This window comes from Marinobacter sp. S6332, assembly GCF_023016045.1.
Taxonomy (GTDB): Bacteria; Pseudomonadota; Gammaproteobacteria; order Pseudomonadales; family Oleiphilaceae; genus Marinobacter.
Genome location: NZ_JALKAP010000001.1, coordinates 161,089 through 184,510 on the forward strand (window position 1 = coordinate 161,089; position 23,422 = coordinate 184,510).

Annotated in this window: 21 protein-coding genes and 1 pseudogene; 14 read left to right on the forward strand and 8 right to left on the reverse strand. The window is 54.3% G+C overall.

From position 1 onward, the window contains the following. Nucleotides 1–17 precede the first annotated feature (17 nt). The gene (locus MWU62_RS00765) at nucleotides 18–608 is read right to left on the reverse strand and encodes a phenylacetic acid degradation protein PaaY (RefSeq protein ID WP_247112966.1); all 591 of its coding nucleotides are present in this window, start codon (nucleotides 606–608) and stop codon (nucleotides 18–20) included. A 464-nt stretch (nucleotides 609–1,072) separates the two neighbouring features. Here MWU62_RS00765 and paaG point away from each other — a divergent pair, with 464 nt between their 5' ends. The 11 genes from paaG (at nucleotide 1,073) to paaZ (ending at nucleotide 12,571) form a co-directional block, all read left to right on the forward strand. Beyond that, nucleotides 1,073–1,864, forward strand: coding sequence for a 2-(1,2-epoxy-1,2-dihydrophenyl)acetyl-CoA isomerase PaaG (gene paaG / locus MWU62_RS00770; protein WP_247112967.1), 792 nt, complete (start codon nucleotides 1,073–1,075; stop codon nucleotides 1,862–1,864). A 3-nt stretch (nucleotides 1,865–1,867) separates the two neighbouring features. Continuing rightward, entirely contained in the window at nucleotides 1,868–3,388 is a 1,521-nt protein-coding gene (gene paaH / locus MWU62_RS00775; protein WP_247112968.1) for a 3-hydroxyacyl-CoA dehydrogenase PaaH, read from the forward strand. Then, nucleotides 3,385–3,840 (forward strand): hydroxyphenylacetyl-CoA thioesterase PaaI, encoded by a 456-nt coding sequence (gene paaI, locus MWU62_RS00780; protein ID WP_247112969.1) that lies wholly within the window; start codon nucleotides 3,385–3,387, stop codon nucleotides 3,838–3,840. The genes paaH and paaI overlap by 4 nt, the downstream gene beginning before the upstream one ends. Next, nucleotides 3,840–5,087 carry a 3-oxoadipyl-CoA thiolase gene (gene pcaF / locus MWU62_RS00785; protein ID WP_281494724.1) on the forward strand — a complete coding sequence of 416 codons (1,248 nt, stop codon included), beginning with the start codon at nucleotides 3,840–3,842 and terminating at the stop codon, nucleotides 5,085–5,087. Before paaI ends, pcaF begins: the two co-directional genes overlap by 1 nt. Before the next feature lie 90 nt (nucleotides 5,088–5,177). Next, the gene (gene paaK, locus MWU62_RS00790) at nucleotides 5,178–6,485 is read left to right on the forward strand and encodes a phenylacetate--CoA ligase PaaK (RefSeq protein WP_247112970.1); all 1,308 of its coding nucleotides are present in this window, start codon (nucleotides 5,178–5,180) and stop codon (nucleotides 6,483–6,485) included. A 274-nt stretch (nucleotides 6,486–6,759) separates the two neighbouring features. Continuing rightward, a complete protein-coding gene (gene paaA, locus MWU62_RS00795; RefSeq protein WP_247112971.1) occupies nucleotides 6,760–7,755 on the forward strand; it encodes a 1,2-phenylacetyl-CoA epoxidase subunit PaaA in 996 nt (331 codons plus the stop codon). Nucleotides 7,756–7,770: 15 nt separating this feature from the next. After that, nucleotides 7,771–8,052 (forward strand): 1,2-phenylacetyl-CoA epoxidase subunit PaaB, encoded by a 282-nt coding sequence (gene paaB / locus MWU62_RS00800; RefSeq protein WP_200363108.1) that lies wholly within the window; start codon nucleotides 7,771–7,773, stop codon nucleotides 8,050–8,052. 10 nt (nucleotides 8,053–8,062) lie between these two features. Then, nucleotides 8,063–8,827, forward strand: a complete 765-nt coding sequence (paaC, locus tag MWU62_RS00805; RefSeq protein WP_247112972.1) for a 1,2-phenylacetyl-CoA epoxidase subunit PaaC — start codon at nucleotides 8,063–8,065, stop codon at nucleotides 8,825–8,827. Nucleotides 8,828–8,890: 63 nt separating this feature from the next. Then, nucleotides 8,891–9,412 carry a 1,2-phenylacetyl-CoA epoxidase subunit PaaD gene (gene paaD / locus MWU62_RS00810; protein ID WP_348645620.1) on the forward strand — a complete coding sequence of 174 codons (522 nt, stop codon included), beginning with the start codon at nucleotides 8,891–8,893 and terminating at the stop codon, nucleotides 9,410–9,412. Nucleotides 9,413–9,425: 13 nt separating this feature from the next. After that, nucleotides 9,426–10,502: a 1,2-phenylacetyl-CoA epoxidase subunit PaaE gene (gene paaE / locus MWU62_RS00815; RefSeq protein WP_247112973.1), complete on the forward strand. Its 1,077-nt coding sequence runs from the start codon at nucleotides 9,426–9,428 to the stop codon at nucleotides 10,500–10,502. 20 nt (nucleotides 10,503–10,522) lie between these two features. Next, the gene (gene paaZ, locus MWU62_RS00820; RefSeq protein WP_247112974.1) at nucleotides 10,523–12,571 is read left to right on the forward strand and encodes a phenylacetic acid degradation bifunctional protein PaaZ; all 2,049 of its coding nucleotides are present in this window, start codon (nucleotides 10,523–10,525) and stop codon (nucleotides 12,569–12,571) included. A 110-nt stretch (nucleotides 12,572–12,681) separates the two neighbouring features. On the opposite strand, the gene MWU62_RS00825 is transcribed toward paaZ, so the two are convergent. The 6 genes and pseudogenes from MWU62_RS00825 to MWU62_RS00850 all read right to left on the reverse strand — a co-directional run bounded on the left by MWU62_RS00825 (nucleotide 12,682) and on the right by MWU62_RS00850 (nucleotide 17,941). Further along, nucleotides 12,682–13,386: an ABC transporter ATP-binding protein gene (locus tag MWU62_RS00825; RefSeq protein ID WP_247113288.1), complete on the reverse strand. Its 705-nt coding sequence runs from the start codon at nucleotides 13,384–13,386 to the stop codon at nucleotides 12,682–12,684. 210 nt (nucleotides 13,387–13,596) lie between these two features. Then, nucleotides 13,597–14,046: pseudogene (locus MWU62_RS00830) on the reverse strand (hemerythrin domain-containing protein); the annotation flags it as partial. A 21-nt stretch (nucleotides 14,047–14,067) separates the two neighbouring features. Continuing rightward, nucleotides 14,068–14,826: an ABC transporter ATP-binding protein gene (locus MWU62_RS00835; RefSeq protein ID WP_200363123.1), complete on the reverse strand. Its 759-nt coding sequence runs from the start codon at nucleotides 14,824–14,826 to the stop codon at nucleotides 14,068–14,070. Beyond that, nucleotides 14,823–15,830, reverse strand: coding sequence for a branched-chain amino acid ABC transporter permease (locus tag MWU62_RS00840; protein ID WP_247112975.1), 1,008 nt, complete (start codon nucleotides 15,828–15,830; stop codon nucleotides 14,823–14,825). Before MWU62_RS00840 ends, MWU62_RS00835 begins: the two co-directional genes overlap by 4 nt. Then, nucleotides 15,830–16,705, reverse strand: coding sequence for a branched-chain amino acid ABC transporter permease (locus tag MWU62_RS00845; protein WP_200363127.1), 876 nt, complete (start codon nucleotides 16,703–16,705; stop codon nucleotides 15,830–15,832). Before MWU62_RS00845 ends, MWU62_RS00840 begins: the two co-directional genes overlap by 1 nt. Before the next feature lie 75 nt (nucleotides 16,706–16,780). Beyond that, a complete protein-coding gene (locus MWU62_RS00850; protein ID WP_247112976.1) occupies nucleotides 16,781–17,941 on the reverse strand; it encodes an ABC transporter substrate-binding protein in 1,161 nt (386 codons plus the stop codon). A gap of 515 nt (nucleotides 17,942–18,456) precedes the next feature. Here MWU62_RS00850 and paaX point away from each other — a divergent pair. Both paaX and MWU62_RS00860 read left to right on the forward strand, forming a co-directional pair. Next, complete coding sequence (gene paaX / locus MWU62_RS00855) at nucleotides 18,457–19,431, forward strand: phenylacetic acid degradation operon negative regulatory protein PaaX (RefSeq protein ID WP_247112977.1); 975 nt, start codon at nucleotides 18,457–18,459, stop codon at nucleotides 19,429–19,431. Nucleotides 19,432–19,572: 141 nt separating this feature from the next. Next, nucleotides 19,573–20,388: an SDR family NAD(P)-dependent oxidoreductase gene (locus MWU62_RS00860; protein ID WP_247112978.1), complete on the forward strand. Its 816-nt coding sequence runs from the start codon at nucleotides 19,573–19,575 to the stop codon at nucleotides 20,386–20,388. On the opposite strand, the gene MWU62_RS00865 is transcribed toward MWU62_RS00860, so the two are convergent. Then, nucleotides 20,378–21,436 carry an AraC family transcriptional regulator gene (locus MWU62_RS00865; RefSeq protein WP_281494725.1) on the reverse strand — a complete coding sequence of 353 codons (1,059 nt, stop codon included), beginning with the start codon at nucleotides 21,434–21,436 and terminating at the stop codon, nucleotides 20,378–20,380. The two genes, MWU62_RS00860 and MWU62_RS00865, sit on opposite strands and share 11 nt — an antisense overlap. Before the next feature lie 130 nt (nucleotides 21,437–21,566). Here MWU62_RS00865 and MWU62_RS00870 point away from each other — a divergent pair, with 130 nt between their 5' ends. Next, nucleotides 21,567–23,354 carry a hypothetical protein gene (locus MWU62_RS00870; RefSeq protein WP_247112980.1) on the forward strand — a complete coding sequence of 596 codons (1,788 nt, stop codon included), beginning with the start codon at nucleotides 21,567–21,569 and terminating at the stop codon, nucleotides 23,352–23,354. Nucleotides 23,355–23,422 lie beyond the last annotated feature (68 nt).

A 23,422-nucleotide genomic window follows, 5' to 3' on the forward strand; every position in this document is an offset into this window, starting at 1 on the left:
TAACTGCAGGCGGGTGCCTACTGACCCTTCAGATCATGCTCGCCAATCTGAAGCTTCGGCCTATCTGCGTCCACCTCAGCCAGCGGCGCGCACTCCCGCATGTTTTCCAGACACCGGCGGGTTAGCCTTTGATACTCCTCAGTGCCCCGCTGCTTCCAACTGACTTCCTTATCGCTTAACTGGCGCAGCACTTTGGCTGGAGAGCCTACAATCAGGGAGGCCGGTTCGCAGGTGAAACCGCTTTTCACAAATGCTGCAGCGCCCACGATGGATTTAGCCGCAATGACGGCTTCATCCATAACAACCGCGTTCATTCCTACCATGGCGTCTTCTTCGATCACGCAGCCATGCAACACGGCGCCGTGCCCAATGTGCCCGTTGCGTCGGATTATGGCATCACGCCCGGGAAATGCATGCACTACACAGGTGTCCTGAAGGTTCGCCCCTTGCTCCATCACAATTCGGCCAAAATCTCCGCGCAAAGACGCACAAGGGCCTACATAGCAATCGGGGCCCACATGCACATCTCCAATAAGCACGGCTGTAGGGTGTATGTAAGCCGTGGGGTGAACCACTGGCGTTACGCCATCAATCCGGTAGCAAGGCATAAAGCCTCCTTATAACGTGTTTATTTTTGGAATTCTGAGCTACATTTTTTGTATCAGAATAAACAATGCGTAGCTTACACAGTGGTGGTGTAGGTTATAGACCTTTTCAAGGCTTTCTAAGACTAAAGGCTAACAAATAAAATAACCTTTGAAATCATAACCCTACACAACCAAAGCTTATATCACCCACAACGTGATACAAAAATTCGATTTTAGATTCTTGACCGGTATCAATTCGAACCTATACTCTTTCCTTAAATCAATAAGGCGGATCACCGCCCTGCGGCAGCCGCCTTGATAACTGTCAGGCCATACCGACAAATCCTTAGAACAACGCAATGCCGGAACCGCTACACCACAGATACTGCCCCCGGACAGACCGGGTAAAGGCGGTAAGTTGTCTGGTTTAAACACCCGCCCGAAGCGATCAAAACGGGTTTCACTGCTACAACAAGGACTCCTCCATGACAGAGCAGAGTGTACTTCTCGATATCGATCAGGGAATTGCCAAAGTAACCCTGAACCGCCCTAAAAGCCTAAACAGCTTCAACGTTGAAATGCATGAGCAAATGCGCGCGGCGCTGAAAACCATTCGTAACGACCACAGTGTGCGGGTCATGTTGCTTACCGGGAATGGTCGCGGCTTTTGTGCGGGACAGGATCTGTCAGATCGTAATGTTAAACCCGGTGCCGAGGCGCCGGACTTGGGGTACTCCATTGAGACTTACTACAACCCGATGCTGCAAGCCATTCGGGACCTGCCCATGCCGGTTATCTGTGCCGTGAACGGCGTGGCAGCCGGTGCAGGCGCAAACATTGCCCTCGCCTGCGACATCACACTGGCTGCCCGCTCCGCAAACTTTGTGCAGGCATTTTGCAAGATTGGCCTAATTCCAGACTCCGGCGGCACATGGACACTCCCACGCGCAGTAGGAATGGCCAGAGCAAAAGGTTTGGCCATGCTGGGAGACAAACTCAGCGCCGAGAAAGCAGAACAGTGGGGCATGATTTGGCAGTGCGTGGAAGACGACGCACTCCAAGATGAAGCCATGAAGCTGGCACGCCACTTCGCATCCCAGCCCACCAAAGGCCTGGCGATGATCAAGCGCGCCTTGCACGCCAGCACAGACAACAGTTTTGAAGAGCAGGTGTTGCTGGAAAGGGATCTTCAACGCGAGGCAGGGCGCACAGACGACTACCGTGAGGGTGTTGCCGCCTTCATGGAAAAGCGTACGCCCGAGTTCAAGGGACAATAAACCATGCAGCCAATTACTACCAACACGCCCATTGCGGTTATCGGCGCTGGCGCTATGGGGTCTGGCATTGCTCAGGTAGCAGCGCAAGCCGGCCATCAGGTTTTTTTACTCGACCAGCGCGCTGGTGCCGCAGAATCCGGACGCCAGAGTATCGCCAAACAACTGCAGCGTAGAGTCGATAGAGGAAAAATGGATCAGCAGGCGCTGGATGCGCTTCTGGCTCGCATTCAGCCGATCGAAAAGCTCAGTGAGTTGGCCGAGGCGGGTTTGGTGATTGAAGCTATTATTGAAGATCTCGACATCAAGCGTAGCCTACTGGCAGACCTTGAAGGGGTCTGTAGCAATAACGCCATTCTGGCCACCAACACATCCTCCATATCCGTAACCGCCTTGGGTGCCAACATGGAGCACCCTGAGCGCTTGGTGGGCATGCACTTCTTCAATCCGGCGCCGTTGATGGCTCTGGTAGAGGTTATCAAAGGTCTGGCCACCAGCGACGAGGTTGCACAGTGCGTTTACGCAACAGCAGCTCAGTGGGGCAAAAAACCGGTAACCGCAACTTCTACCCCCGGCTTTATTGTTAACCGGGTAGCACGGCCTTTCTACGCAGAAAGCCTGCGTCTGTTACAAGAGCAGGCGACGGACAGCGCAACTCTGGACGCCATCGTGCGCGAAGCCGGAGGCTTTCGTATGGGGGCTTTCGAGCTGACCGACCTTATCGGCCACGATGTGAACTACGCGGTAACCTCCTCGGTGTTCAATTCCTACTATCAGGACACCCGCTTTTTACCTTCACTGGTGCAGAAAGAGCTGGTGGAAGCAGGTCGTTTGGGCCGCAAGAACGGACAGGGTTTTTACAGCTATGCGGAAGGCTCTCAAAAGCCGGAGCCAGCAACCGTTGAAGCCGCAAGCAGCGATGCAGACACGCTCATTGTTGAAGGCAGCTCCGGCCCACTGGCCGCATTGGTAACACGCCTGAGTGAAAGCGGTCTCACAATCATCGAGCGGGACGGCCCCGGCCGCTTGCGGTTTGGCGAAGCAGTTCTGGCGCTGACCGACGGCCGCATGGCAACAGAGCGCGCTGCGGCAGAAGCCTGCAACAACCTGATTTTGGTGGATCTTGCGTTTGACTACGCCAAGGCCAGCCGCCTTGCGATCGCTGCTGCAGATCAGGCGACACCGGAAGCAACTGCCGACGCCTGCGCCCTATTGCAAAAGGCGGGTATTGCCGTGAGCCAAATCGCCGACCGCCCGGCTTTGGTGATCATGCGCACCCTTGCAACTCTGGCCAACGAAGCCGCCGATGCCGCTCTGCATGGAGTGGCGTCTGTAAGCGATATAGATCTTGCGATGAAAGCCGGCCTCAATTACCCGGAAGGCCCGCTGCGCTGGAGCGACAACCTTGGCTCCAGCCTTCTGCACACCGTGCTGACACACCTCCAGCAAAGCTATGGCGAAGACCGCTATCGCCCCGCGTTGCTGTTGAGGGAAAACCGGTTCGCTGAAAAGGGGTTCTACTCATGAGCAACGAACATCACGCACCCGATGCACAAAAACTAGCTCAGGACTGCGCCGAATCCATGTACGAGCGAGACCAGGCTAGCCGCAACCTCGGCATGAAAATTACCCACGTAGCTCCGGGCAAAGCCACGGTGACCATGCCAGTTACCAGCATCATGATTCAGGGCCACGGTTCCTGCCATGGCGGCTACCTATTCACCTTGGCGGATTCCGCGTTTGCCTTTGCCTGCAACAGCTACAACAAAGCCACCGTGGCATCCGGTTGCTCCATTGAGTACATGCTCGGGGCCCGTGAGGGTGACATGCTCACCGCCAACGCGGTCGAGCAGTCCCGTGGCAACCGCACCGGTGTATACGACATTACTGTCACCAACCAGAACGGCCATGTAGTCGCCCTGTTTCGCGGGAAGTCCTATCAGGTGCGCGGCGAAGTTATCCAGTCGGAGAATGATTAATGAGTAACGAAAAACGCTTGCAAGATGCCTATATAGTTGACGCGGTTCGCACCCCCATCGGGCGCTACGGCGGCGCTTTGGCTGCAGTACGCGCCGACGATCTGGGCGCGATTCCCATGAAGGCACTAATGGAGCGCCACAGCGGCTTGGACTGGTCGGCAATCGACGATGTGCTCTACGGCTGTGCCAACCAAGCCGGTGAAGACAACCGCGATGTTGCGCGCATGTCTCTCCTCTTGGCGGGCCTACCAATTGACGTTCCCGGCTGCACTCTCAACCGCCTATGCGGTTCCGGGATGGATGCCGTTGGCAGTGCCGCTCGCGCTCTGCGCACCGGCGAAGCTGGCCTGATGCTGGCCGGCGGTGTGGAGTCCATGTCCCGAGCGCCATTTGTAATGGGCAAGGCAGACTCTGCCTTCAGCCGCAAAGCCGAGATGTTCGACACCACCATCGGCTGGCGTTTTGTGAATCCAGTGCTTAAAAAGCAGTACGGCATTGACTCCATGCCCGAAACTGCCGAGAACGTAGCGGCTGACTTTAATATTTCCCGGGAAGATCAGGACGCCTTCGCCCTGCGCAGCCAGCAACGCACAGCCGCAGCCCAGAAAGCCGGACACTTTGACAACGAAATCGTTCCGGTGAGCGTACCCCGCCGCAAGCAAGATCCCCTTGTTGTGGATACCGACGAGCACCCCCGTGAAACCACCTTGGAAAAACTGGCTAGCTTAGGCACACCTTTCCGTGCAGATGGCAGCGTAACCGCTGGCAACGCCTCTGGTGTAAACGACGGTGCCTGCGCGCTTCTGCTAGCCAGCGGTGATGCCCTAAAACAACACAACCTCAAACCCCGCGCCCGGGTCGTTGCCATGGCCACGGCCGGTGTTGAACCACGCATTATGGGCATGGGCCCAGCACCGGCTACCCGCAAAGTGCTGAAAACGGCAGGCCTTGAGCTGGCAGATATGGATGTTATCGAGCTTAACGAAGCCTTTGCCGCACAGGCGCTGGCCGTACTGCGCGATCTTGGTTTGCCCGACGACGCCGAACATGTAAACCCGAACGGCGGCGCTATTTCTCTGGGCCACCCACTGGGTATGAGTGGCGCACGCCTTGTAACCACCGCACTGAATGAGCTGGAGCGCCGCCACCAACAGGGCCAGAGTGCCCGTTACGCACTTTGCACCATGTGCATCGGTGTGGGTCAGGGTATTGCACTGATTATCGAGCGCGTAGACAGCGCTGCGTGACTGCACTGGCCCCGGCTACGGGCCTAAAACAATGAACTTTAGGTGGCCCGGCGCCAAGTCGGGGCAACAAGAACAAGACAGGTATTAACAATGAATCTACCCATGCAAAAACTCGGAAAGCTGGACCGGATGGAAACCGCTAGTGTGGACGAACTCCGCCACGAGCAACTTCAGCGTCTGCGCTGGAGTGTTTGGCACGCCTATACCAATGTGCCCCACTACCGGAACGCTTTTGACGCCATCGGCCTAAAGCCAATGGATATAAACACTCTGGAAGATATTGCCAAGATTCCGTTTACCGGTAAAAACGACCTCCGGGATAACTACCCGTTCAATATGTTTGCAGTGCCCATGAAAAAAGTCGTGCGGGTACATGCTTCCAGCGGCACCACCGGCAAGCCAACCGTTGTTGGCTACACCCAAAGTGACATAGAAACCTGGGCCGACATCGTTGCCCGCTCCATTCGTGCCGGTGGTGGCAGTGCCGGGGACAAAATCCACGTGGCCTACGGCTACGGCCTGTTTACCGGCGGTCTGGGAGCCCATTACGGTGCTGAACGTCTGGGCTGTACCGTTATTCCCATGTCGGGAGGGCAAACCGAGAAGCAGGTTCAGCTGATCCAGGATTTTGAGCCAGACATCATCATGGTTACACCGTCCTACATGCTGAACATTGCAGACGAACTGGACCGGCAAGGTATCGACCCGAGAAAACTTCCTCTACGTTTGGGGATTTTCGGCGCCGAGCCGTGGACCAACGAAATGCGCACAGAGCTGGAAGACCGCTTGGGCATTCAGGCACTGGATATCTACGGGCTTTCTGAAGTGATGGGCCCCGGCGTTGGCATGGAGTGTTTAGAAACCAAAGATGGCCCAACCATCTGGGAAGATCACTTTTACCCCGAAATCATCAATCCCGATACCGGCGAAGTATTGCCCGACGGTGAATACGGTGAACTGGTGTTCACCTCCCTAACGAAAGTCGCTATGCCGGTATTGCGTTACCGCACCCGCGATCTCACGCGCCTGCTGCCCGGCACCGCACGCCCCATGCGCCGAATCGACAAGATTACCGGCCGCAGCGACGACATGCTGATCATCCGTGGCGTTAACGTATTCCCCACTCAGATTGAAGAGCAGGTACTGAAATGCCGCGCTCTGGCGCCCCACTACGAAATTGTGGTTTACAAAAAAGGCAATCTGGACTGCGTGGATGTGCGGGTTGAGCTGAAAGCAGGTGCAGAAGGCGAAAATATTAAGGAAAACGCAGCCAAGGAACTTGGCCATCACATCAAATCTTACATTGGCATAAGCACCACTGTTGAGGTGTTTGACGCAGGTACTCTGAGCCGCTCAGAGGGCAAAGCGAACCATGTGTTCGATCGCCGCAAGGACTGATCACCTTAGCCGGGGCTGACGCGATCAATCCCGGTTATTGTTTTTTACTTACCGAAATAAGAAAGCGAAAGCAATCATTAATAGATAAATAAAAAGGCATTATTTTCAGAAGGTTATGTTATCCACCAAAGTCTAATACGGCCAACATGATACACAATAATCTGCCTTGATATTTATTCAGTATCATATAGTATGAATTCAATGCCTGCGTTCTGTCGCAAGCGCTGCTGGCCATTTCCAGCAGGCCATATAAGTGATATTCGGAGAGAGAACTATGTACGCACAAATGGTTGATACCGGCACCAAGCGCCTCAAGACCCTGGAAGAGATGTCTCCCGAAGAAAGGGACTTTCAGGAAAAGATAGACGCTGAAACAAAAATTGAAGCCAAAAACTGGATGCCAGACGCTTATCGCAAAACTCTGGTTCGCCAGATCTCCCAGCACGCCCACTCAGAAATTGTTGGCATGCTGCCAGAAGGCAACTGGGTAACCCGCGCACCTACACTCAAGCGCAAGCTCCAGCTAATGGCCAAGATTCAAGACGAAGCAGGCCACGGCCTTTACCTGTACAGCGCCATGGAAACTCTGGGCGCAGATCGTGATGAAGAAATTCAGAAGTTGCACGACGGCAAAGCCAAGTATTCCAGCATCTTTAACTATCCCACTCTGAACTGGGCTGACATGGGTGCAGTAGGCTGGTTGGTTGACGGCGCAGCTATCGTAAATCAGGTGGTTTTGCAGCGTACGTCCTACGGCCCCTACTCCCGCGCTATGGTGCGCATCTGTAAGGAAGAGAGCTTCCACCAGCGTCAGGGCTACCAGATCTTGTTGGATATGATGCGTGAGGGTACCCAAGAGCAGAAGGATATGGTGCAGGACGCCATTAACCGCCTTTGGTGGCCAGCGCTGATGATGTTCGGCCCGCACGATGACGAGTCTCCGAATTCCCAGCAGTCCATGGTCTGGAAGATCAAGCGCAAGAGTAACGACGAACTGCGCCAGATGTTCATTGACCAAACCATTCCACAGCTCGAGTTCCTCGGTTGCACCGTGCCGGATCCCGACCTGAAGTGGAACGAAGAGCGTGGCCACTACGATTTCGGCGAGATCAACTGGAAAGAGTTTTACGACGTGCTGAAGGGCAACGGCCCTTGCAACCACGAGCGGATTTCCACACGCCGCAAAGCTATTGATGAGGGTGCCTGGGTACGGGAAGCAGCCGTTGCCTACGCCGCAAAACAAAAACAACGCGCAGCCAAAGCCGCGTAAACAGGAGTAATAACAATGTCTGAATGGGTCCTTTACGAAGTATTCGTACGTAGCAAGCACGGCCTCAACCACAAGCATGTGGGTAGCGTGCACGCTGCAGACAATGAAATGGCCATGGAAAATGCCCGCGAGCTTTACACCCGTCGTAGCGAAGGGGTCAGCATTTGGGTCGTGCCCTCAGCCACCATTACGGCCTCCGCTTCCGACGAGAAGGAAGCGTTGTTCGATCCTTCTGAAGACAAGGTTTATCGGCACGCTTCGTTCTATAAGCTGCCTGACGAAGTCGGACACATGTGAGGAGCAACCCATGACACAGCAAGAAGCTTTACAGGAATACCTGCTGCGAATGGCAGATTCCGGAATGATTTTGGCACAGCGCCTGAGCGAGTTGGTCGGCAAGGCGCCGGCTCTGGAAGAAGAGTTGGCATCGTCAAACGTAGCTCTCGACTTGATCGGCCAAGCGCGCAACTGGTACGAGTACGCCGCCGAATTAATTGACGACGGCCGCGATGCCGACAAGCTGGTGTTTTTGCGGGATGCCCACGACTACCGCAACCTGCTGATGGTTGAGCAGCCAAATGACGATTACGCGGTCACCATGGCACGTCAGTTTTTCTTCGACGTATGGCACTACTTCACGCTGAAAGCCTTGTCGAACTCAAAAGACGAGCGCATTGCCACCATTGCGGCCAAAGCTGTTAAAGAAGCAACCTACCACCTGCGTCGCTCTTCAGAGTGGGTAAAGCGTATGGGCGACGGCACTGAAGAAAGCCACCGCCGTATTCAGGATGCGTTCAACCTTCTTTGGCGTTTCACAGGCGAGCTGATAACTCCGGATGACATCGACCATGCCATGTTCGAGGCGGGTATAGGCCCAGACCCTCAGCAGCTGAAGCAAGATTGGTTTGGCATGGTGCGTGAAGTTGCAGCACAAGCCACTCTGGCTGTCGGTGAGGAAGATGCCTGGATGTACATGGGCGGAAAGACTGGTGAGCACACCGAACATCTGGGGCACATTCTGGCCGTGATGCAGTTCCTGCCTCGCGCCTACCCAGACGCAACCACCTGGTAAGCCTGTCTGATAAGGGGAGCATCACCGGTGAACGAACATGAACCGTCGTCTGTAGACGTACTGATTGCTAGCGACCGGGTGCCGGCTAACGCCCGCCCGGATCTGCTGACAGAAGACGCAATCTGGGCATTGCTGGATAACGTTCTGGACCCGGAGGTGCCCGCGGTAAGCGTGGTAGAGCTGGGCATTGTTCGTGACCTGAGCTGGGATGGCACGCATCTGACCGTAGATGTTACGCCTACCTACTCTGGCTGCCCGGCAACAGAGCTGATCGAAGAGCTGATCGCCGAAGCCATGCGTGCAGCTGGCATTCGTGACCCACAGATCAACCGCGTGTTGACACCCGCCTGGACCACAGACTGGATAACAGAAGAAGGCCGGGAGAAACTCCGGGCATTTGGCATAGCGCCGCCTCAGGGCAGTGCCAGCAAAATGAGCCTGCTGGGCGCCGACGATGTGATTGCCTGCCCTCTATGTGGCAGCGAACACACTGAACGCCTCAGCGAATTCGGCTCCACAGCTTGCAAGGCGCTTTACCGCTGCCTTGATTGCCGCGAACCCTTCGACTACTTCAAATGCATATAGAGCCGATACGATCATGAATAAATTCTACTCACTGGCCCTCAAAGAGGTCAGGCCGGAAACAAGAAACGCCGTATCCTTGTGCTTTGATCTGCCGGAAGATCTGGCAGAAAAATTCAAGTACAAGCAAGGCCAACACCTTGTGGTGCGAACCAAAGTAGATGGCGCAGAAGTTCGCCGCACCTACTCCATTTGCTCCAGCGTGAACGATGCGGAACTGCGCATCGCCATCAAGCGTGTGCCCGGTGGCGTATTCTCCAGTCTGGCCAATGAACAATTTAAGCCTGGATCTACTCTGGAAGTCATGCCGCCCCAAGGTACTTTTGGTATCGATCTGGATCCCGAGCGGGAAGGCAACTATCTGGCAGTTGCGGCTGGCAGTGGTATCACCCCGATTCTGTCCATCATAAAAACTACGCTGGAAACCGAGCCCAAGAGCCAGTTCACTTTGTTCTACGGCAACAAAGGTACCAGCAGCACTATGTTCCGCGACCAGCTGCAGGATCTGAAAAACGAATACATGACCCGCTTTAACTTGGTGTACATCTTCACCCGGGAAGAGCAGGACATAGACCTGTACAACGGGCGCATTGATGGCGACAAGTGTGATCAGTTATTCGACCACTGGATTGACGCTAAAAACCTAACCGGCGCATTCCTTTGCGGTCCCCAGATGTTGACAGAAGTGGTACGGGAATCCCTAGAGCGTCATGGTCTGGACAAGTCGAAAGTTCACTACGAACTCTTTACTCCAGCCGGCGGTGTACCTCAGGCACGCAAAGACCGCGCAGACACCAACATCAATCCGGACGCCGTTAGCGTTGTCACCGTTAAAGCAGACGGTCGCTCCCTCACCTTTGATCTGGTACGCGACACCAAGAGCGTTCTTCAGGCTGGCATCGACGAAGGCGCCGACCTGCCCTACTCGTGTCAGGCTGGTGTGTGCTCAACCTGCCGCGCCAAGGTAGTAGAAGGCGAAGTAGAAATGGACCAGAACTTTGCCCTTGAAGACTACGAAGTAGCCGCAGGCTATGTGCTGTCCTGTCAGTGCTACCCCGTGAGTGACAAGGTCACTCTCGACTACGACGAATAGACATTCTGGAGTTTTTGTACATGTCAGTTCTTAAAAGTTTTATTGCCGGCGAATGGATTGGTGGGCAACAGGCGAAAGCCCTGCCCAGCGCCATCAACGGCGAAATTGTTGCGCATACTCACAACGACACGCTGGACTTCAAAAAAGCGGTTGAGTATGGCCGCAAAGTTGGTGGCAAAAACCTGATGGCCATGGACTTTCAGGAACGCGCTTTGGCGCTTAAAGCCATGGCGCTTTACCTGCAGGAGCATAAAAAGGAACTCTATGCTCTATCCATGCACACCGGCTCCAGCAAATCCGACAACGGCATCGATATCGATGGCGGGTTCGGTACCCTGTTTTCCTACGCCAGCATGGGTCGGCGCGAGCTGCCCTCAGGTAATGTGGTTCACGAAGGCCCGGTTACCCAACTCGGCAAGAACAACCACTTCGCGGGCACACACATTTTGGTGCCCCGTGGTGGTGTAGCCATTCATATCGATGCCTACAACTTCCCTGTTTGGGGCATGCTGGAAAAGTTTGCACCTACCTTTTTGGCGGGCATGCCTTCCATTGTGAAGCCAGCAACATCCACCTGTTATGTCACCGAACTAGCGGTGCGCCTAATGCATGAATCCGGCGCCCTGCCTGAAGGCAGCCTGCAGTTGATCATCGGCAGCACGGGCGATTTGTTCGAGCACCTGGAAGAGCAGGATGTGGTTACCTTTACCGGTTCGGCGAAAACCGCCCGCATGCTGCGCAACCACCCAAACATCATCAACCGCTCCATTCCGTTCAATGCCGAGGCCGATTCGCTTAACAGCGCCGTTCTGGCTCCGGATGTAACACCCGAACACGAAGAGTTTGATCTATTCGTACGGGAAATCGGTCGTGAAGTGGTGGCTAAGGCTGGCCAGAAATGCACGGCAATCCGCCGTGTAATGGTGCCTCAGGAACACGTACAGGCTGTGTGCGACAAGCTCAAAGAGCGCCTGTCGAAAATCACCGTGGGCGACCCCTCGGTGGAAGGCGTGCGCATGGGTGCTCTGGCCTCCATCGATCAGCTGGAAGATGTAAAAGCCAACATTCAGGAATTGCTGAAAACCAGTGAGCTGGTTGTTGGTGGCGACGGCAGCTTCAAGCCCACGGGCGAAGGCACGGAAAAAGGCGCGTTCATCGAACCACACCTGCTGTTGTGCCGCAATCCAGAGAACGGCTGTGGCGCTCACGACATAGAGGCGTTCGGCCCGGTTGCCACGGTTATTCCCTATAACTCGCTAGACGATGTCGTTGAGCTGGTTGCCAAGGGCCGCGGCTCATTGGTTACCACGGTTACCACTCGCGATGCGGCTACGATTGCCAAGCTGGCACCGGCGCTGGCTGCCTACCATGGCCGCCTACACTTGTTGGATGCAGAAGCAGCGAAGGAATCCACGGGCCACGGCTCTCCACTACCCATGCTAAAACACGGTGGCCCTGGACGCGCCGGTGGTGGCGAAGAACTAGGCGGTATCCGCGCCGTATATCACTATCTGCAACGCACCGCTATACAGGGTTCGCCCACCATGCTGGCCGCCGTTACCGGCGAGTACATCCGTGGCGCCAAGGTAATCGAGAACGACATACATCCGTTCCGCTATCACTTTGAAGACCTGCAGATTAACCAGTCGCTGCTGACCCATCGCCGCACGGTAACGGAAGCAGATCTGGTGAACTTCGGTTGCCTGTCTGGCGACCACTTCTACATGCACTTTGATGAGATTGCAGCCAAAAACAGCCAGTTCGGCAAGCGTATTGCCCATGGTTACTTTGTGTTGTCGGCAGCTGCAGGCATGTTCGTTCACCCGGCCGAAGGCCCGGTACTGGCTAACTACGGTCTGGATACCCTGCGCTTTATCGAGCCGGTCGCACCAGGCGATACCATTCGCGCCCGCCTGACGTGCAAGCGTAAGATTGATCAAGGCCGAACCTCACCGGATGGCCACCCGCAAGGTGTGGTAGTTTGGGATGTTCAGGTAACCAATCAGAATGATGAGCTGGTTGCCAGCTATGACATTCTGACGCTAGTTGCTAAAAAGGCTGGTCTCTAAAAAGGAAGGGGCTAAAAAGGAATGTGCCAAAGAGCCGGAGTTATTTCTCCGGCCAAAAAAAACCGCCAGCAGCTAAATGCTCTGGCGGTTTTTTTGTGCCTAGCGTTCCATCACATACCCAAATAAGCCTCACGCACTTTTTCGTTGCTCAGCAACTCGCGGCCAGTGCCCTCGATAACCACTCGGCCGGTTTCCAGCACATAACCCCGGTCGGCAAGTGCAAGCGCCTGAGAGGCATTCTGCTCTACCAGGAAGATGGTCATGCCTTCATTTTTAAGCTCTTTAACAATGTTGAAGATCTCTTCAATGATCAGCGGCGCCAGTCCCATACTGGGTTCGTCTAATAACAAGAGTCTGGGCTTAGCCATGAGCGCGCGGCCCATCGCCAGCATCTGTTGCTGCCCGCCAGACAACTCACCCGCCAAGTTGCGACGTTTCTGGCGCAGTATGGGGAACTTCTCATACATGCGTTCAATGTCGTCTTCCACTTCTGGGCTGCGCCCACGGGTGTAGGCGCCTAACAGCAAGTTGTCTTCAACGCTCAGATCCTTGAACACCTGACGGCCCTCAGGAACCTGCACAATGCCATTGGCAACCCGCTGGTCCGTGCTCATTTTCAGCAGGTCTTTTCCTTCAAAATTAATACTACCGCTGTCTGTCGCCTGCAGTCCGGAGATCGTCATCAGCAACGTCGACTTGCCCGCGCCGTTGGCGCCGACCAGAGATACAATTTCACCGCTGTTTATGCGGATATCAATGCCGTGGAGAGCTTCTATCTGGCCATAAGAGGTCTTCAGGCCTTGAATAGAAAGCATTTCCTCCGTCGCGTGCTTAGCGGTTCTGCGCGGGGCATGATGCAGCCCAAGACCACCAAGGCGTTCCGGCGTGTAACTCACAATGCGGTGGCGTAACTCGCGGAATTCGTCCCGCACCCGTTCGCCAAACAGCGGATCATTGGATTGGTCCCGAGATTCCGTAATCAGGCGCCAATCGTCTTCAGTCAGGAGTTTTCGCGCCCGGGGAATAACCACACCTTCTTCTTTCTTGATGTGCTTGCGCAGGGCCTCAGTAAACCGTGCCAACGCGTGGCTGAAGTCTTCCCTGCCATCCGGCCACTTTTCCATGCACACCATCAGCAGATGGCGCAACTCATTGATCTTTTGATCACCAATCACATACCCGTGAGCCAGCTTATCCAACAGCGGCTTGGTGTCCGGCGACTTTTCACCCAGAACACGATACAGAACAATTTCTTCGGGGGAGCTGTGTACTCGTCGTGCAAAGTGCTGAATGTAATCAAAGATGGTGCTGAACAGCGTTTCATCGGGCTTCTGTTCATTAATGTTCATGTCGTGCTGAAGCTGATCCAGCAAATCCAGTATGCGCCACAGGGCCTGATGTTCCTGAACAATCGTGCTTATGGCTTGCAGGCTGTAGCTGTCTTCAGGCGCGACGTTGGTCGGTGTCTGTGTCATTGTAATTATTCCTCGCTCCGTTTAACCGCCCAGGTAGGCTGCAATCACATCCGGATTCGTGCGGATCTGTTCCGGTGTGCCTTCAGCCAGTACGCGCCCATAGTTAAGCACCAGTAAACGGTCGGAAATTCCCATCACCAGCTTCATGTCGTGCTCAACCAGCATTACGGTAATACCCTGCTCTGCTATCTTGCGGATCAGATCTTCCAGTGCGGCGGTCTCCACAGCGTTCAGGCCTGCCGCTGGCTCATCCAGCAACACAACCTTTGGCTCGGCCGCTAGAGCCCGGGCAATCTCAAGACGCTTTAGCGCCCCGTAAGACATGGCAGAAGCCTCGGTATCGAGGTATTCACCACAACCCACAAACTCCATCAGTTCTGCGGAGGTCTTGCGCGCGGCCTTCTCACCACGGGTGAGCGCAGGCAAGCGGAATAGCGTGGTCAACAAATTGCTTTTTAATGTCAGATGTCGGCCCAGCATTACGTTTTCAATGGCCGTCATATTCATGCAAATCTGCATCTGCTGGAAGGTTCGGCACATACCACGCTCAGCCAACTGGTTTGGCTGCAGCTTGGCAATGCTTTCACCATTAAGCTTCACCTCACCACTGGTGGGTGTATACAAGCCTGTAATCAGGTTAAACAGTGTGGTTTTACCGGCTCCGTTGGGGCCGATCACCGAATACACCTGCCCAGCCTCCACTGAAAAACTAACACCTTCAACAGCGTGTACGCCGCCAAACGCCTTGGACAAATTATTGACTTCTACCAGAGCCGTCATGCGTCACCTCCGGCAGACTTCGCGCGGCGTTTGGCCAAGAAATTTGCAGCAGTCGGCAGCAATCCCTTGGGCATAAAGATCATGGTCAACATCAATATCAGACCAAACAACACCATCTCCATCTCCTGAAAATCGGCCAACAGTTGCGGCAGTAGTTCCAGCACCACAGCACCGATAATCACACCAATGGTTGAGCCCATGCCGCCCAAAACCACCATGGTGATCAACAGAATCGAGAAGTCGAAACTTGCCACCGACGGCGTAATAAAGCCTTGAAAATGCCCGTAAAGTGCACCCATCACACTTGCGTAGACCGCAGAGATCACAAACACTAGGCTCTTATACTTGGCGGTGTTTACTCCGACCACGCTGGCAGCAACCTCAGAGCCATGTACAGAGCGCAAGGCGCGGCCTATGGGTGAATCGATAAGGTTCTGTGCCAACCAAACCGCAGCCAGCAATACCACCCCAGCAAACAGATACCAGGCCAGATCACCACTAATCTCCATACCGAACAACGAATACTGGCCAAAAACGCTGAGTTCCCAGCCGAACACGTCGAAGGAGGGCACTGGCATGCCATCCGGCCCGCCGGTTAGTTCCCGTTCGTTGTTCAGGATAATCGCAATAATGAAGCCAACAGCGAGGGTCGCCATAGAGAGATAATGGCCTTTGAGGCGCAGAATGGGGCGACCGACAACCCACGCAATAACGGCCACTCCAACGGCGCCCACAATTAAAGCGGGAATGGCAGACCAACCGTAATTGCTGGTCATGATGCCACTGAAGTACGCACCTATGCCGAAAAACCCGGCATGGCCCAGACTGATTTGGCCAGCAAAGCCCACCAATAGGTTAAGGCCAACCACCGCGCCAGCAATCAACGCAATCTGCGTTGCCAGGCTGTAATGAAACGGGTTGGAAATGAACAGTGGTAACGCAAACACCACGATGGCCAGAAATACCAGACCCTTGAGACGGAACTGCGAGAATTGAGCCATCATCACACCCGCTCCACAACTTTGGCGCCAAACAGGCCCCGGGGCATGAAGAACAACACCAAAAGAATCATCGAGAAGGCGACGGCATCTTTGTAATCAGACGACAAATAGCCCGCGGCCATGGCTTCAACCACACCCAGCGCCAAGCCACCTACAACGGCACCCATGCCGCTGCCGAGCCCACCGATGGCTGCCGCCACAAAGCCTTTCAGCCCTAAAATGATGCCGATGTCATAGGAGGTAAACGTAATCGGCGCCACGACAATACCGGCTACGGAGCCCAGCAGCGCAGACACCATGAACGCCAGCATCAACACAACTTGGGTACGAATACCCACCAGTCGCGCGGCGTCTTTGTTCATTGATGTCGCCAGAATGGCCTTGCCAGTCAATGTACGGGTAAAGAAGTACACCAGTACCGCCACAAGAACCGAGCCAACACCCAGCACCCAAAGGCTCTGGCTATTCAGTACAGCGCCAAAAATCTGAATCGGCTCATCGCCGCTGAAGTTGGGCATAACGTGGTATTCCTTACCCCATACCAACTGGGCAAGGCCACGAATAAAGATAGACGCGCCAATGGTGATGATAATTAGCGTAACCACATCCGCATTTTTTGCGGGTGCAATAGCCAGACGCTGCAGCGCAACACCCAAAACGCCCGCAAGCACTACGGCCAGCACGATCGCTAGGAGCATGGGTACACCCATGGCGGTCAGGGAAACGGTCGCCATTCCGCCGATCATCAGAAACTCGCCTTGAGCGAAGTTAATAACGTGGCTGGCGTTATATATCAGGGTAAAGCCCAGAGCAATCAGGGCGTAGGTAGCACCAATGGTGATACCCGTAAACAGGTACTGCAGGAATTCAGAGAACATAATCGGGTCCGCTCGCGCAGCGGCTGCCAGCTTCAGGGGAATAGCTGGCAGCCTGTGGTACGGATAAAGAAAGGCTTAATCAATCAACTTCCAACCACCATCCCGAACTTCAAGGATGCGGAAGGAATTCGCCTGCAAACCGTTGTGGTCGTCAGGTGTCATGTTGAACGTACCGGTTACACCCACGTGGCCCTTGATGTTTTCAAGCGCATCACGCACGGCTGCCTTATCGGTAGATCCGGCTTTCTCGATGGCTTCAACCGCCAGCATCAAGCCATCGTAAGCGTAGGCGCCGAAGGTGGACACTTTGGTGTTCCAACGGGCTTCGTACTCACTTTTGTAGGCTTCAACCACCGGCTTTTGCGGATCAGACTCCGGCAGGGATTCTGGCACAAGCAAAGGCGACGCGGGCAATCTCAGACCCTCGGCGCTGTTACCGGCCAATTCCAGAAATCCATCGGAAGCAACACCGTGGGACTGGTAAAAAGGTAGCTCGACACCCAACTGGGCGTAGTTACGGGTAACGATAGCCGGGCCTTGCCCGAAGCCGAAGTTCAGAACAGTCTGAACACCGTCGGTGCCGCGGATATTAGTAAGCTGAGCCGTCATGTCGGTATCGGAACCGCCGTAGGTTTCATCCGCAACAATTTCAATACCGCCCATCGCCTTGGCTGCAGCAAGCGTTTGCTCACGTCCCGAGCTACCGAAGCCACCGGTACCTGAGATTAGCCCAACTTTATTTAGGCCACGCTCTCTCATATCCATCAGCACGCGCTCTGCCGCCATACGATCGGTTTGCGGAGTTTTGAAAACCCACTTCTTAACAGGGTTGGTGATAACAACCGCACCCGCCAGAGATATGAATGGAATACCGGCCTGCTCGACCATGGGCACAGCCGCCATAGTGGCGCCCGTGGTGCTGCCGCCAACGATAATATCTACCCGGTCTGAACGGATCAGACGGCTTGCGAAATTACGGGCTTTTGACGCGTTGCCTGCATCGTCGTAATGGATAAGCTCCAGTTGACGACCCAGAACACCGCCTTCTTTGTTGATTTTTTCAACGTACATTTCCAGAGTTTTCAGCTCCGGATCACCCAGAAAGGAAGCAGGGCCAGTTACGGATAGAAAAGAACCTATGCGGATGGGATCCGCAGCCTGAACGTTCATCGCTAATAGACCGGCTGCTGCAATAGCCGCAACCTTACTTGCTCGACGCGTTATTTTCTTAAACATTGTTGTTGTTCTCCCGAATGTTATCAGGGCGTTTTGGTTTTATATGCCCTAGAGTTTCCGAAAACAGAACGGTATTTCATGCAGAATGGGTACGTTTTTGTATCACGTACCCTTTCACAATAGTCTGATTTCAGCGCAGCGCGACAGACATTGGTCTATCATCACAATAATCTTCTATTCGCCATCCCAATAATACGATACCGTTGACGAATATCAATGGAAAATATTGTATCACTACATTCCTGTCAACCAGAGAACAGGCCAAACGCGGCAGCTATAGACCAATGTATGAGTTGCTGCGCGCTTACCGGCAGGACGACGTGTAGCTCGATCGCCTAGGCCTCGCGCGGCTAATACTGAAAGCCCAAGTGAAACTGACACACGAATCAATAGTGTTGCTCGCTTCGGGGAATGCAAGCGGCTTTACGCGGTGACTTTAAACAGGATAATGGCGCCGGAGCATCGCCAAGCCTGCCAATACCGCCGGGCCAAAAGTTTTGAAGAGATAAGAGACTATGTCAGCAAAACAACAGCTTGAAAGCCTTATTCTAGATTTTCAGAAAAAACGCCCTTTGAGGGCAGGCTCACTGATCATTACAATCTATGGCGATATCATTCATCCCCGCGGCGGCAATGTGTGGCTGGGCAGCCTAATGAAACTGCTCACCCCAATGGGCGTGAGTGAACGACTGGTTCGCACCTCAGTTTACCGGTTGGTTCAGGAAAGCTGGCTACAAACCGAAAAAGTAGGCCGCTGCAGCTATTACAGCGTTACCGGAGCTGGGCTTCGGAGGTTCCAGCAGGCCTTCGAACACGTTTATACCCTTGGCACAGACGACTGGAACGGCAGCTGGTGTCTGGTTTTTCTTAACCAACTAGAGCCGGAAACCCGCGCCAAAGTGCGCGAGGAACTGAAGTGGCTAAGCTTCGGCAATATGGCTTCCGGCGTTATGGAGCATCCGCGCTTCACGCGTCATGAACTGGTGCCGCTATTGCAGGAATGGGGTGCTCTGGAAGACACCATTGTTATGCAGACCCAGCCACTGGAGCAGCGAAGCCCAAAGGCCCTACGTAGACAGGTAAAAGAAAGCTGGAACCTCGACGAACTAGGGTTTCGATATAAGCGGTTTCTTGAAAAATTCCGTCCACTCTGGCGCGAGCTAAGCACAAACGACAACCTGAGTCCGGAAGACTGTGTCACCGCGCGCATTCTACTGATTCATGAGTATCGCAAAGTGCTGCTTAGAGACCCTCTATTGCCAGATGAGCTCTTACCGGGGGACTGGGAAGGGCGCAGTGCCAAACAGCTCTGCCGCAACCTGTACCGCGCGATTTACAGCCGTTCTGATGCATATCTGGCTGACGTTCTCGAAAACGCTTCAGGCCCCCTGCCCGGCCCGACCGCCGGATTCTATCGCCGCTTCGGCGGACTAACGGAAGGGCACACGGTGGAGGCGAGCTCGCGACCCGTTATAGAAACCTCAGCCTGACACCGGACGCGCCGCTTCACTAGTCTCTAGCCGTCACGCTTCATCAACTATGCGGCACACTTTATCAACTTTTGTCACGTTTTGTATCGTAGCATCGCTCAACAATAATCCAATAGGTCTGGCTGCCCGGAGTGCGATGCAATGACAATCTACAACCACGTAATCATCACTGGTGGCGGCAGCGGTCTAGGCTTGGGTATCGCCTCAAGATATCTACAGCGAGGCTGTCGGGTGTCTGTGCTGGATATAACCCTGTCGAACGAAAGTCGTGGTCAGTTAGATGTCTCTGCCGGTGTTGGACAAACAAGCTGGCAGTTTCACGTATCAGACCTTACCGACTATGGCCGAACTCAAACGTCTATTATGGCCGCCATTGACACCTATGGCGCACCCGATCTCGCCATTAATTCAGCAGGCGTGGTAATTAACAAAGCTTTTTCCGATATGCAGCCAAGCGAATTTCGACGGGTAGTCGACATTAACCTCAATGGCAGCTGTCACTTTGCCAAGGCTGTGCTTCCAACCATGAAACCCGGCAGTCGTCTGGCGCTCGTGGCTTCTATCGCAGGTCTTACCAGCAACTACGCGTATGCCGCCTATGGAGCGTCAAAGTTTGGCGTGGTCGGGCTTGCCACTACTTTGCGTTACGAATATGAACCGCAGGGCATTCACATCAGTTGCATCTGCCCGCCAGAAGTCACAACGCCTATGGTGGAAAAGGAGCGTACGGACGCTAACCCGGTATCTTTGGAACTGAAAGCACTGGCCGGTTCGCTAGAGCCTGACAGCGCCTGCGACCAGATTGTTACCGGGCTGGATGCCGGGCGCTGGCAGATTATTCCGGGGTTTTCCGGCAAGCTTACCGCCTTTGCCGCACGCTACCTGCCCGGGCCATTCAATGCCATCATGCTTAAACTGATTGCACGTGCACTGCGTAAGCATAGTTCTAGGCCTTAACCCAAGCTGGCATTGCACGCCGAGAGACTAATCGGCGGGATGCCCCACCAATACCTTCATCCTTACGCCACTGTCTCGGGCTTTTGCCGTACCACCGGTGAAACGCCCGCGAGAATGCTACAAGGTCGCCATAGCCAAGCATGCCCGAGAGCTGTGTGAGGCTAACTTCAGACTCCCTCAAATAACGCGTTGCCATTGTTTTGCGGGTGTTTTCCAGCAACTGCTGAAAGCTGGTTCCTTCATCTGCTAGATACCGCTGTAGAGTGCGACGGCTAAGCATCATGTAATCTGCAACTTGCTCGACGGTTACCCGCCCATTCGGCAAAAAACTGCTGATCAGATGCTGCACGTAGGCAGGCAACTCCTTCAGTGGCATGCTGTCTAACTTCTCCATATGCTGTCGCATAAGGTTGTGAAGAACCGGATCAGACTCACTCAGGGGTGATCGCAGCAAAGACGCATCAAACACGCAACCGTTGGTCTCGCTATTAAATCGCGGAACTTGACCCAGTAACCGCCGATAATCGGCAACATCCGCCCCGGGAGCACTTTGCAAATACACCGCACTGGGCTGCCAACGCTTGCCCAGCAGTGCGTGCAGTAATTGCTTACCTACACCGATCGCCAACTCAATGGCCTGCCGACCCGTGGTTTCGCTCCCAAGAGTTGGCTTATAACTCAAAATCACCAAATTACCGTGTTGCTCAATAGTCACCAAGGCTCCACTGGAGTGCAGATGGTAGAAGTCTGTTAGCTCAATCAGGGACTCGAGAACCGTTTGGGCGTTTTTCAGCAAATACAGCAAAGGCCCGAATATATCGACGCCCTGAAACAGCCCATACTCTAAGCCAAACAATGGATTACCCGATTCGCTGGCGGATAGCTCCATCAGTAGCTCAATTCGCTGGTAAGAAATCAGACTTTCGGGATGCTGCAACACATCTGCTGGCAAGCCTACGAGCTTAAGCATCTTCTGATATTCCAGCCCATTCTTTGTCGCAAATTCATCGAAACGAGCTAGGGATGAGGCGCGGGAAAACTGGGTCATAGGGCGAGCATTTACCGTGTTGGCGTAAAAAATCAAGTTTATGGCACGGAAAGCAGTATTGCTACAAAAGATCTGAACGAGGATAGGAGCATAATCCTGTATTCACTCTATGTTCCCGAGGAACCTGACGATGATAATAAGAAAGTGCTCCGCACGGGCGATATCAGCCGCACTGGCAATGCTGGCCAGCCCGTTATATGCCGCCTCTGTACAGTTCTCAGGTCAGGTGGTTCTGGCAGATACCACGCCAGACGACATTGTGGTTGGCGGTGCGATGGTTACGGTAATCGATAGCCGAGGCGTGTCTGCCACTACTTATTCCGGAGCAGATGGTAACTGGGCACTTGATGAGGATTCACTGCAACCGCCACTCACCCTCCGGGCCCGGGCGGGAGCGGCCTACGCTGACACACTGCTGACCATCGAGCCCGGTGCTCAGTCGGCCATAAGGCTACAACTGCAAAAACTTACCGATCCCAAGGACATCTCGGAGCGCCTCACTGCCAGTGCCCACGCCTCGGCAGTGGATTGGCAGAATGCAGACACAAAACAGGATTTTATTAGCCAGTGCCACTTCTGCCACCAGATCGGCAATGCCACCACCCGCGTGGAGAAAACAGAAGAGCAGTGGCGCGATACCCTTGATCGCATGCAGGGCTATGGCGCCATGCTGACGTGGCAAAATGAGGAAGACTTCGCCAAAACCCTATCAGCCAACTTCAACGGCGAACCGGTTTCTGCCGTGCGCACCCTCGAAATGCACAACAACCTACCGGGGTCAGTGATTCGGGAATGGCCTTTTGGCGGGCCAATCAACTACGTGCACGACATTGAAATCAGCAAAGAGGATGGCCTGATATACGGCGTGGACATGAGTGCCGATAAACTTTGGATACTCGATCGCGCCAAAAACGAGATCGATAATGTCCAATGGCCAGCAAACGATCTACCTCTGGGCGGTATGTTTTCAGGTGCCGTGGCACCACTGGGAACCTTTGCCGCTCACCATGGGCCGCACTCTATTATTGAAGGGCCAAACGGCAAACTGTACACCACCAACTCACTGGCGTCTGAAATCGGCATTTTTGATCCAAAAACCCGCAATACCGAGTTTGTCTCTCTCGGGGGCGATACGGTCTACCCACACACGTTAAGGTTCGATAAGCAGGGCACCTTGTGGTTTACCCTTGCCCTGTCCAATCAGGTTGGCCGAATGGACCCTGAAACCCGCGAACTCACCATTATCGACCTGCCTTCCAATGGCGCTTGGCGCTGGGTAGCCGATGCCATGCTGCCAACCATACTCAAGGTGGCTTCTTGGTTCGGCAAAAAGGACATGCACGTGGCACTGTCACACCACAAGGTAACCGGTGAAGGCCGTGATGTGCTGAACCTGCCTTACGGTATCGATGTGAATCCAGTTGATGGCATGATTTGGTACTCCAAACTTTATGCGGGCCGTATTGGCAAAATAGATCCTCAAACCCTTGCAGTGACGGAATTCGAGACACCCTACCCGGCACCCAGACGCTTGCGCTTCGCCAAAGACGGCACGCTCTGGATTCCATCATTTGAAAGCGGCGTTCTGATGAAGTTTGATACCGCCACGGAGAACTTTGTTAAAAGCTACGAGCTCCCGGTATTGGCCAAGGGAGAATATGAAACGCCTTACGCCGTTGCAGTTGAGCCGAGTACCCAACATGTCTGGATCGCCGCGAACATGTCGGACCGCATACTGCGCTTTGATCCAAAAGCCGAGATCTTTCAGGCCTACCCAAGCCCGACTCGAGTGACCTTCCTACGGGACTTTACTTTCACTCCAGAGGGCGATGTCTGCACGAGTAACGCTAACCTTCCCGCTGGTGCCATTGAGGGCGGCCGCGCAAAGTTTATGTGCCTTACGCCAGCTCGTAACTAATCTCAATCATCGGTTTACACAGAAGTCTGGGCTGCATTTTCAGCCCAGAGCCTTTACCTTCTAGCCGC

Bases quoted from the DNA above. Each gene is read 5' to 3' on its own strand.
- MWU62_RS00765 (WP_247112966.1), bottom strand. From the start codon at position 608: ATGCCTTGCTACCGGATTGATGGCGTAACGCCAGTGGTTCACCCCACG.
- paaG (WP_247112967.1), top strand. From the start codon at position 1,073: ATGACAGAGCAGAGTGTACTTCTCGATATCGATCAGGGAATTGCCAAA.
- paaH (WP_247112968.1), top strand. From the start codon at position 1,868: ATGCAGCCAATTACTACCAACACGCCCATTGCGGTTATCGGCGCTGGC.
- paaI (WP_247112969.1), top strand. From the start codon at position 3,385: ATGAGCAACGAACATCACGCACCCGATGCACAAAAACTAGCTCAGGAC.
- pcaF (WP_281494724.1), top strand. From the start codon at position 3,840: ATGAGTAACGAAAAACGCTTGCAAGATGCCTATATAGTTGACGCGGTT.
- paaK (WP_247112970.1), top strand. From the start codon at position 5,178: ATGAATCTACCCATGCAAAAACTCGGAAAGCTGGACCGGATGGAAACC.
- paaA (WP_247112971.1), top strand. From the start codon at position 6,760: ATGTACGCACAAATGGTTGATACCGGCACCAAGCGCCTCAAGACCCTG.
- paaB (WP_200363108.1), top strand. From the start codon at position 7,771: ATGTCTGAATGGGTCCTTTACGAAGTATTCGTACGTAGCAAGCACGGC.
- paaC (WP_247112972.1), top strand. From the start codon at position 8,063: ATGACACAGCAAGAAGCTTTACAGGAATACCTGCTGCGAATGGCAGAT.
- paaE (WP_247112973.1), top strand. From the start codon at position 9,426: ATGAATAAATTCTACTCACTGGCCCTCAAAGAGGTCAGGCCGGAAACA.
- paaZ (WP_247112974.1), top strand. From the start codon at position 10,523: ATGTCAGTTCTTAAAAGTTTTATTGCCGGCGAATGGATTGGTGGGCAA.
- MWU62_RS00825 (WP_247113288.1), bottom strand. From the start codon at position 13,386: ATGCTTTCTATTCAAGGCCTGAAGACCTCTTATGGCCAGATAGAAGCT.
- MWU62_RS00835 (WP_200363123.1), bottom strand. From the start codon at position 14,826: ATGACGGCTCTGGTAGAAGTCAATAATTTGTCCAAGGCGTTTGGCGGC.
- MWU62_RS00840 (WP_247112975.1), bottom strand. From the start codon at position 15,830: ATGATGGCTCAATTCTCGCAGTTCCGTCTCAAGGGTCTGGTATTTCTG.
- MWU62_RS00845 (WP_200363127.1), bottom strand. From the start codon at position 16,705: ATGTTCTCTGAATTCCTGCAGTACCTGTTTACGGGTATCACCATTGGT.
- MWU62_RS00850 (WP_247112976.1), bottom strand. From the start codon at position 17,941: ATGTTTAAGAAAATAACGCGTCGAGCAAGTAAGGTTGCGGCTATTGCA.
- paaX (WP_247112977.1), top strand. From the start codon at position 18,457: ATGTCAGCAAAACAACAGCTTGAAAGCCTTATTCTAGATTTTCAGAAA.
- MWU62_RS00860 (WP_247112978.1), top strand. From the start codon at position 19,573: ATGACAATCTACAACCACGTAATCATCACTGGTGGCGGCAGCGGTCTA.
- MWU62_RS00865 (WP_281494725.1), bottom strand. From the start codon at position 21,436: ATGACCCAGTTTTCCCGCGCCTCATCCCTAGCTCGTTTCGATGAATTT.
- MWU62_RS00870 (WP_247112980.1), top strand. From the start codon at position 21,567: ATGATAATAAGAAAGTGCTCCGCACGGGCGATATCAGCCGCACTGGCA.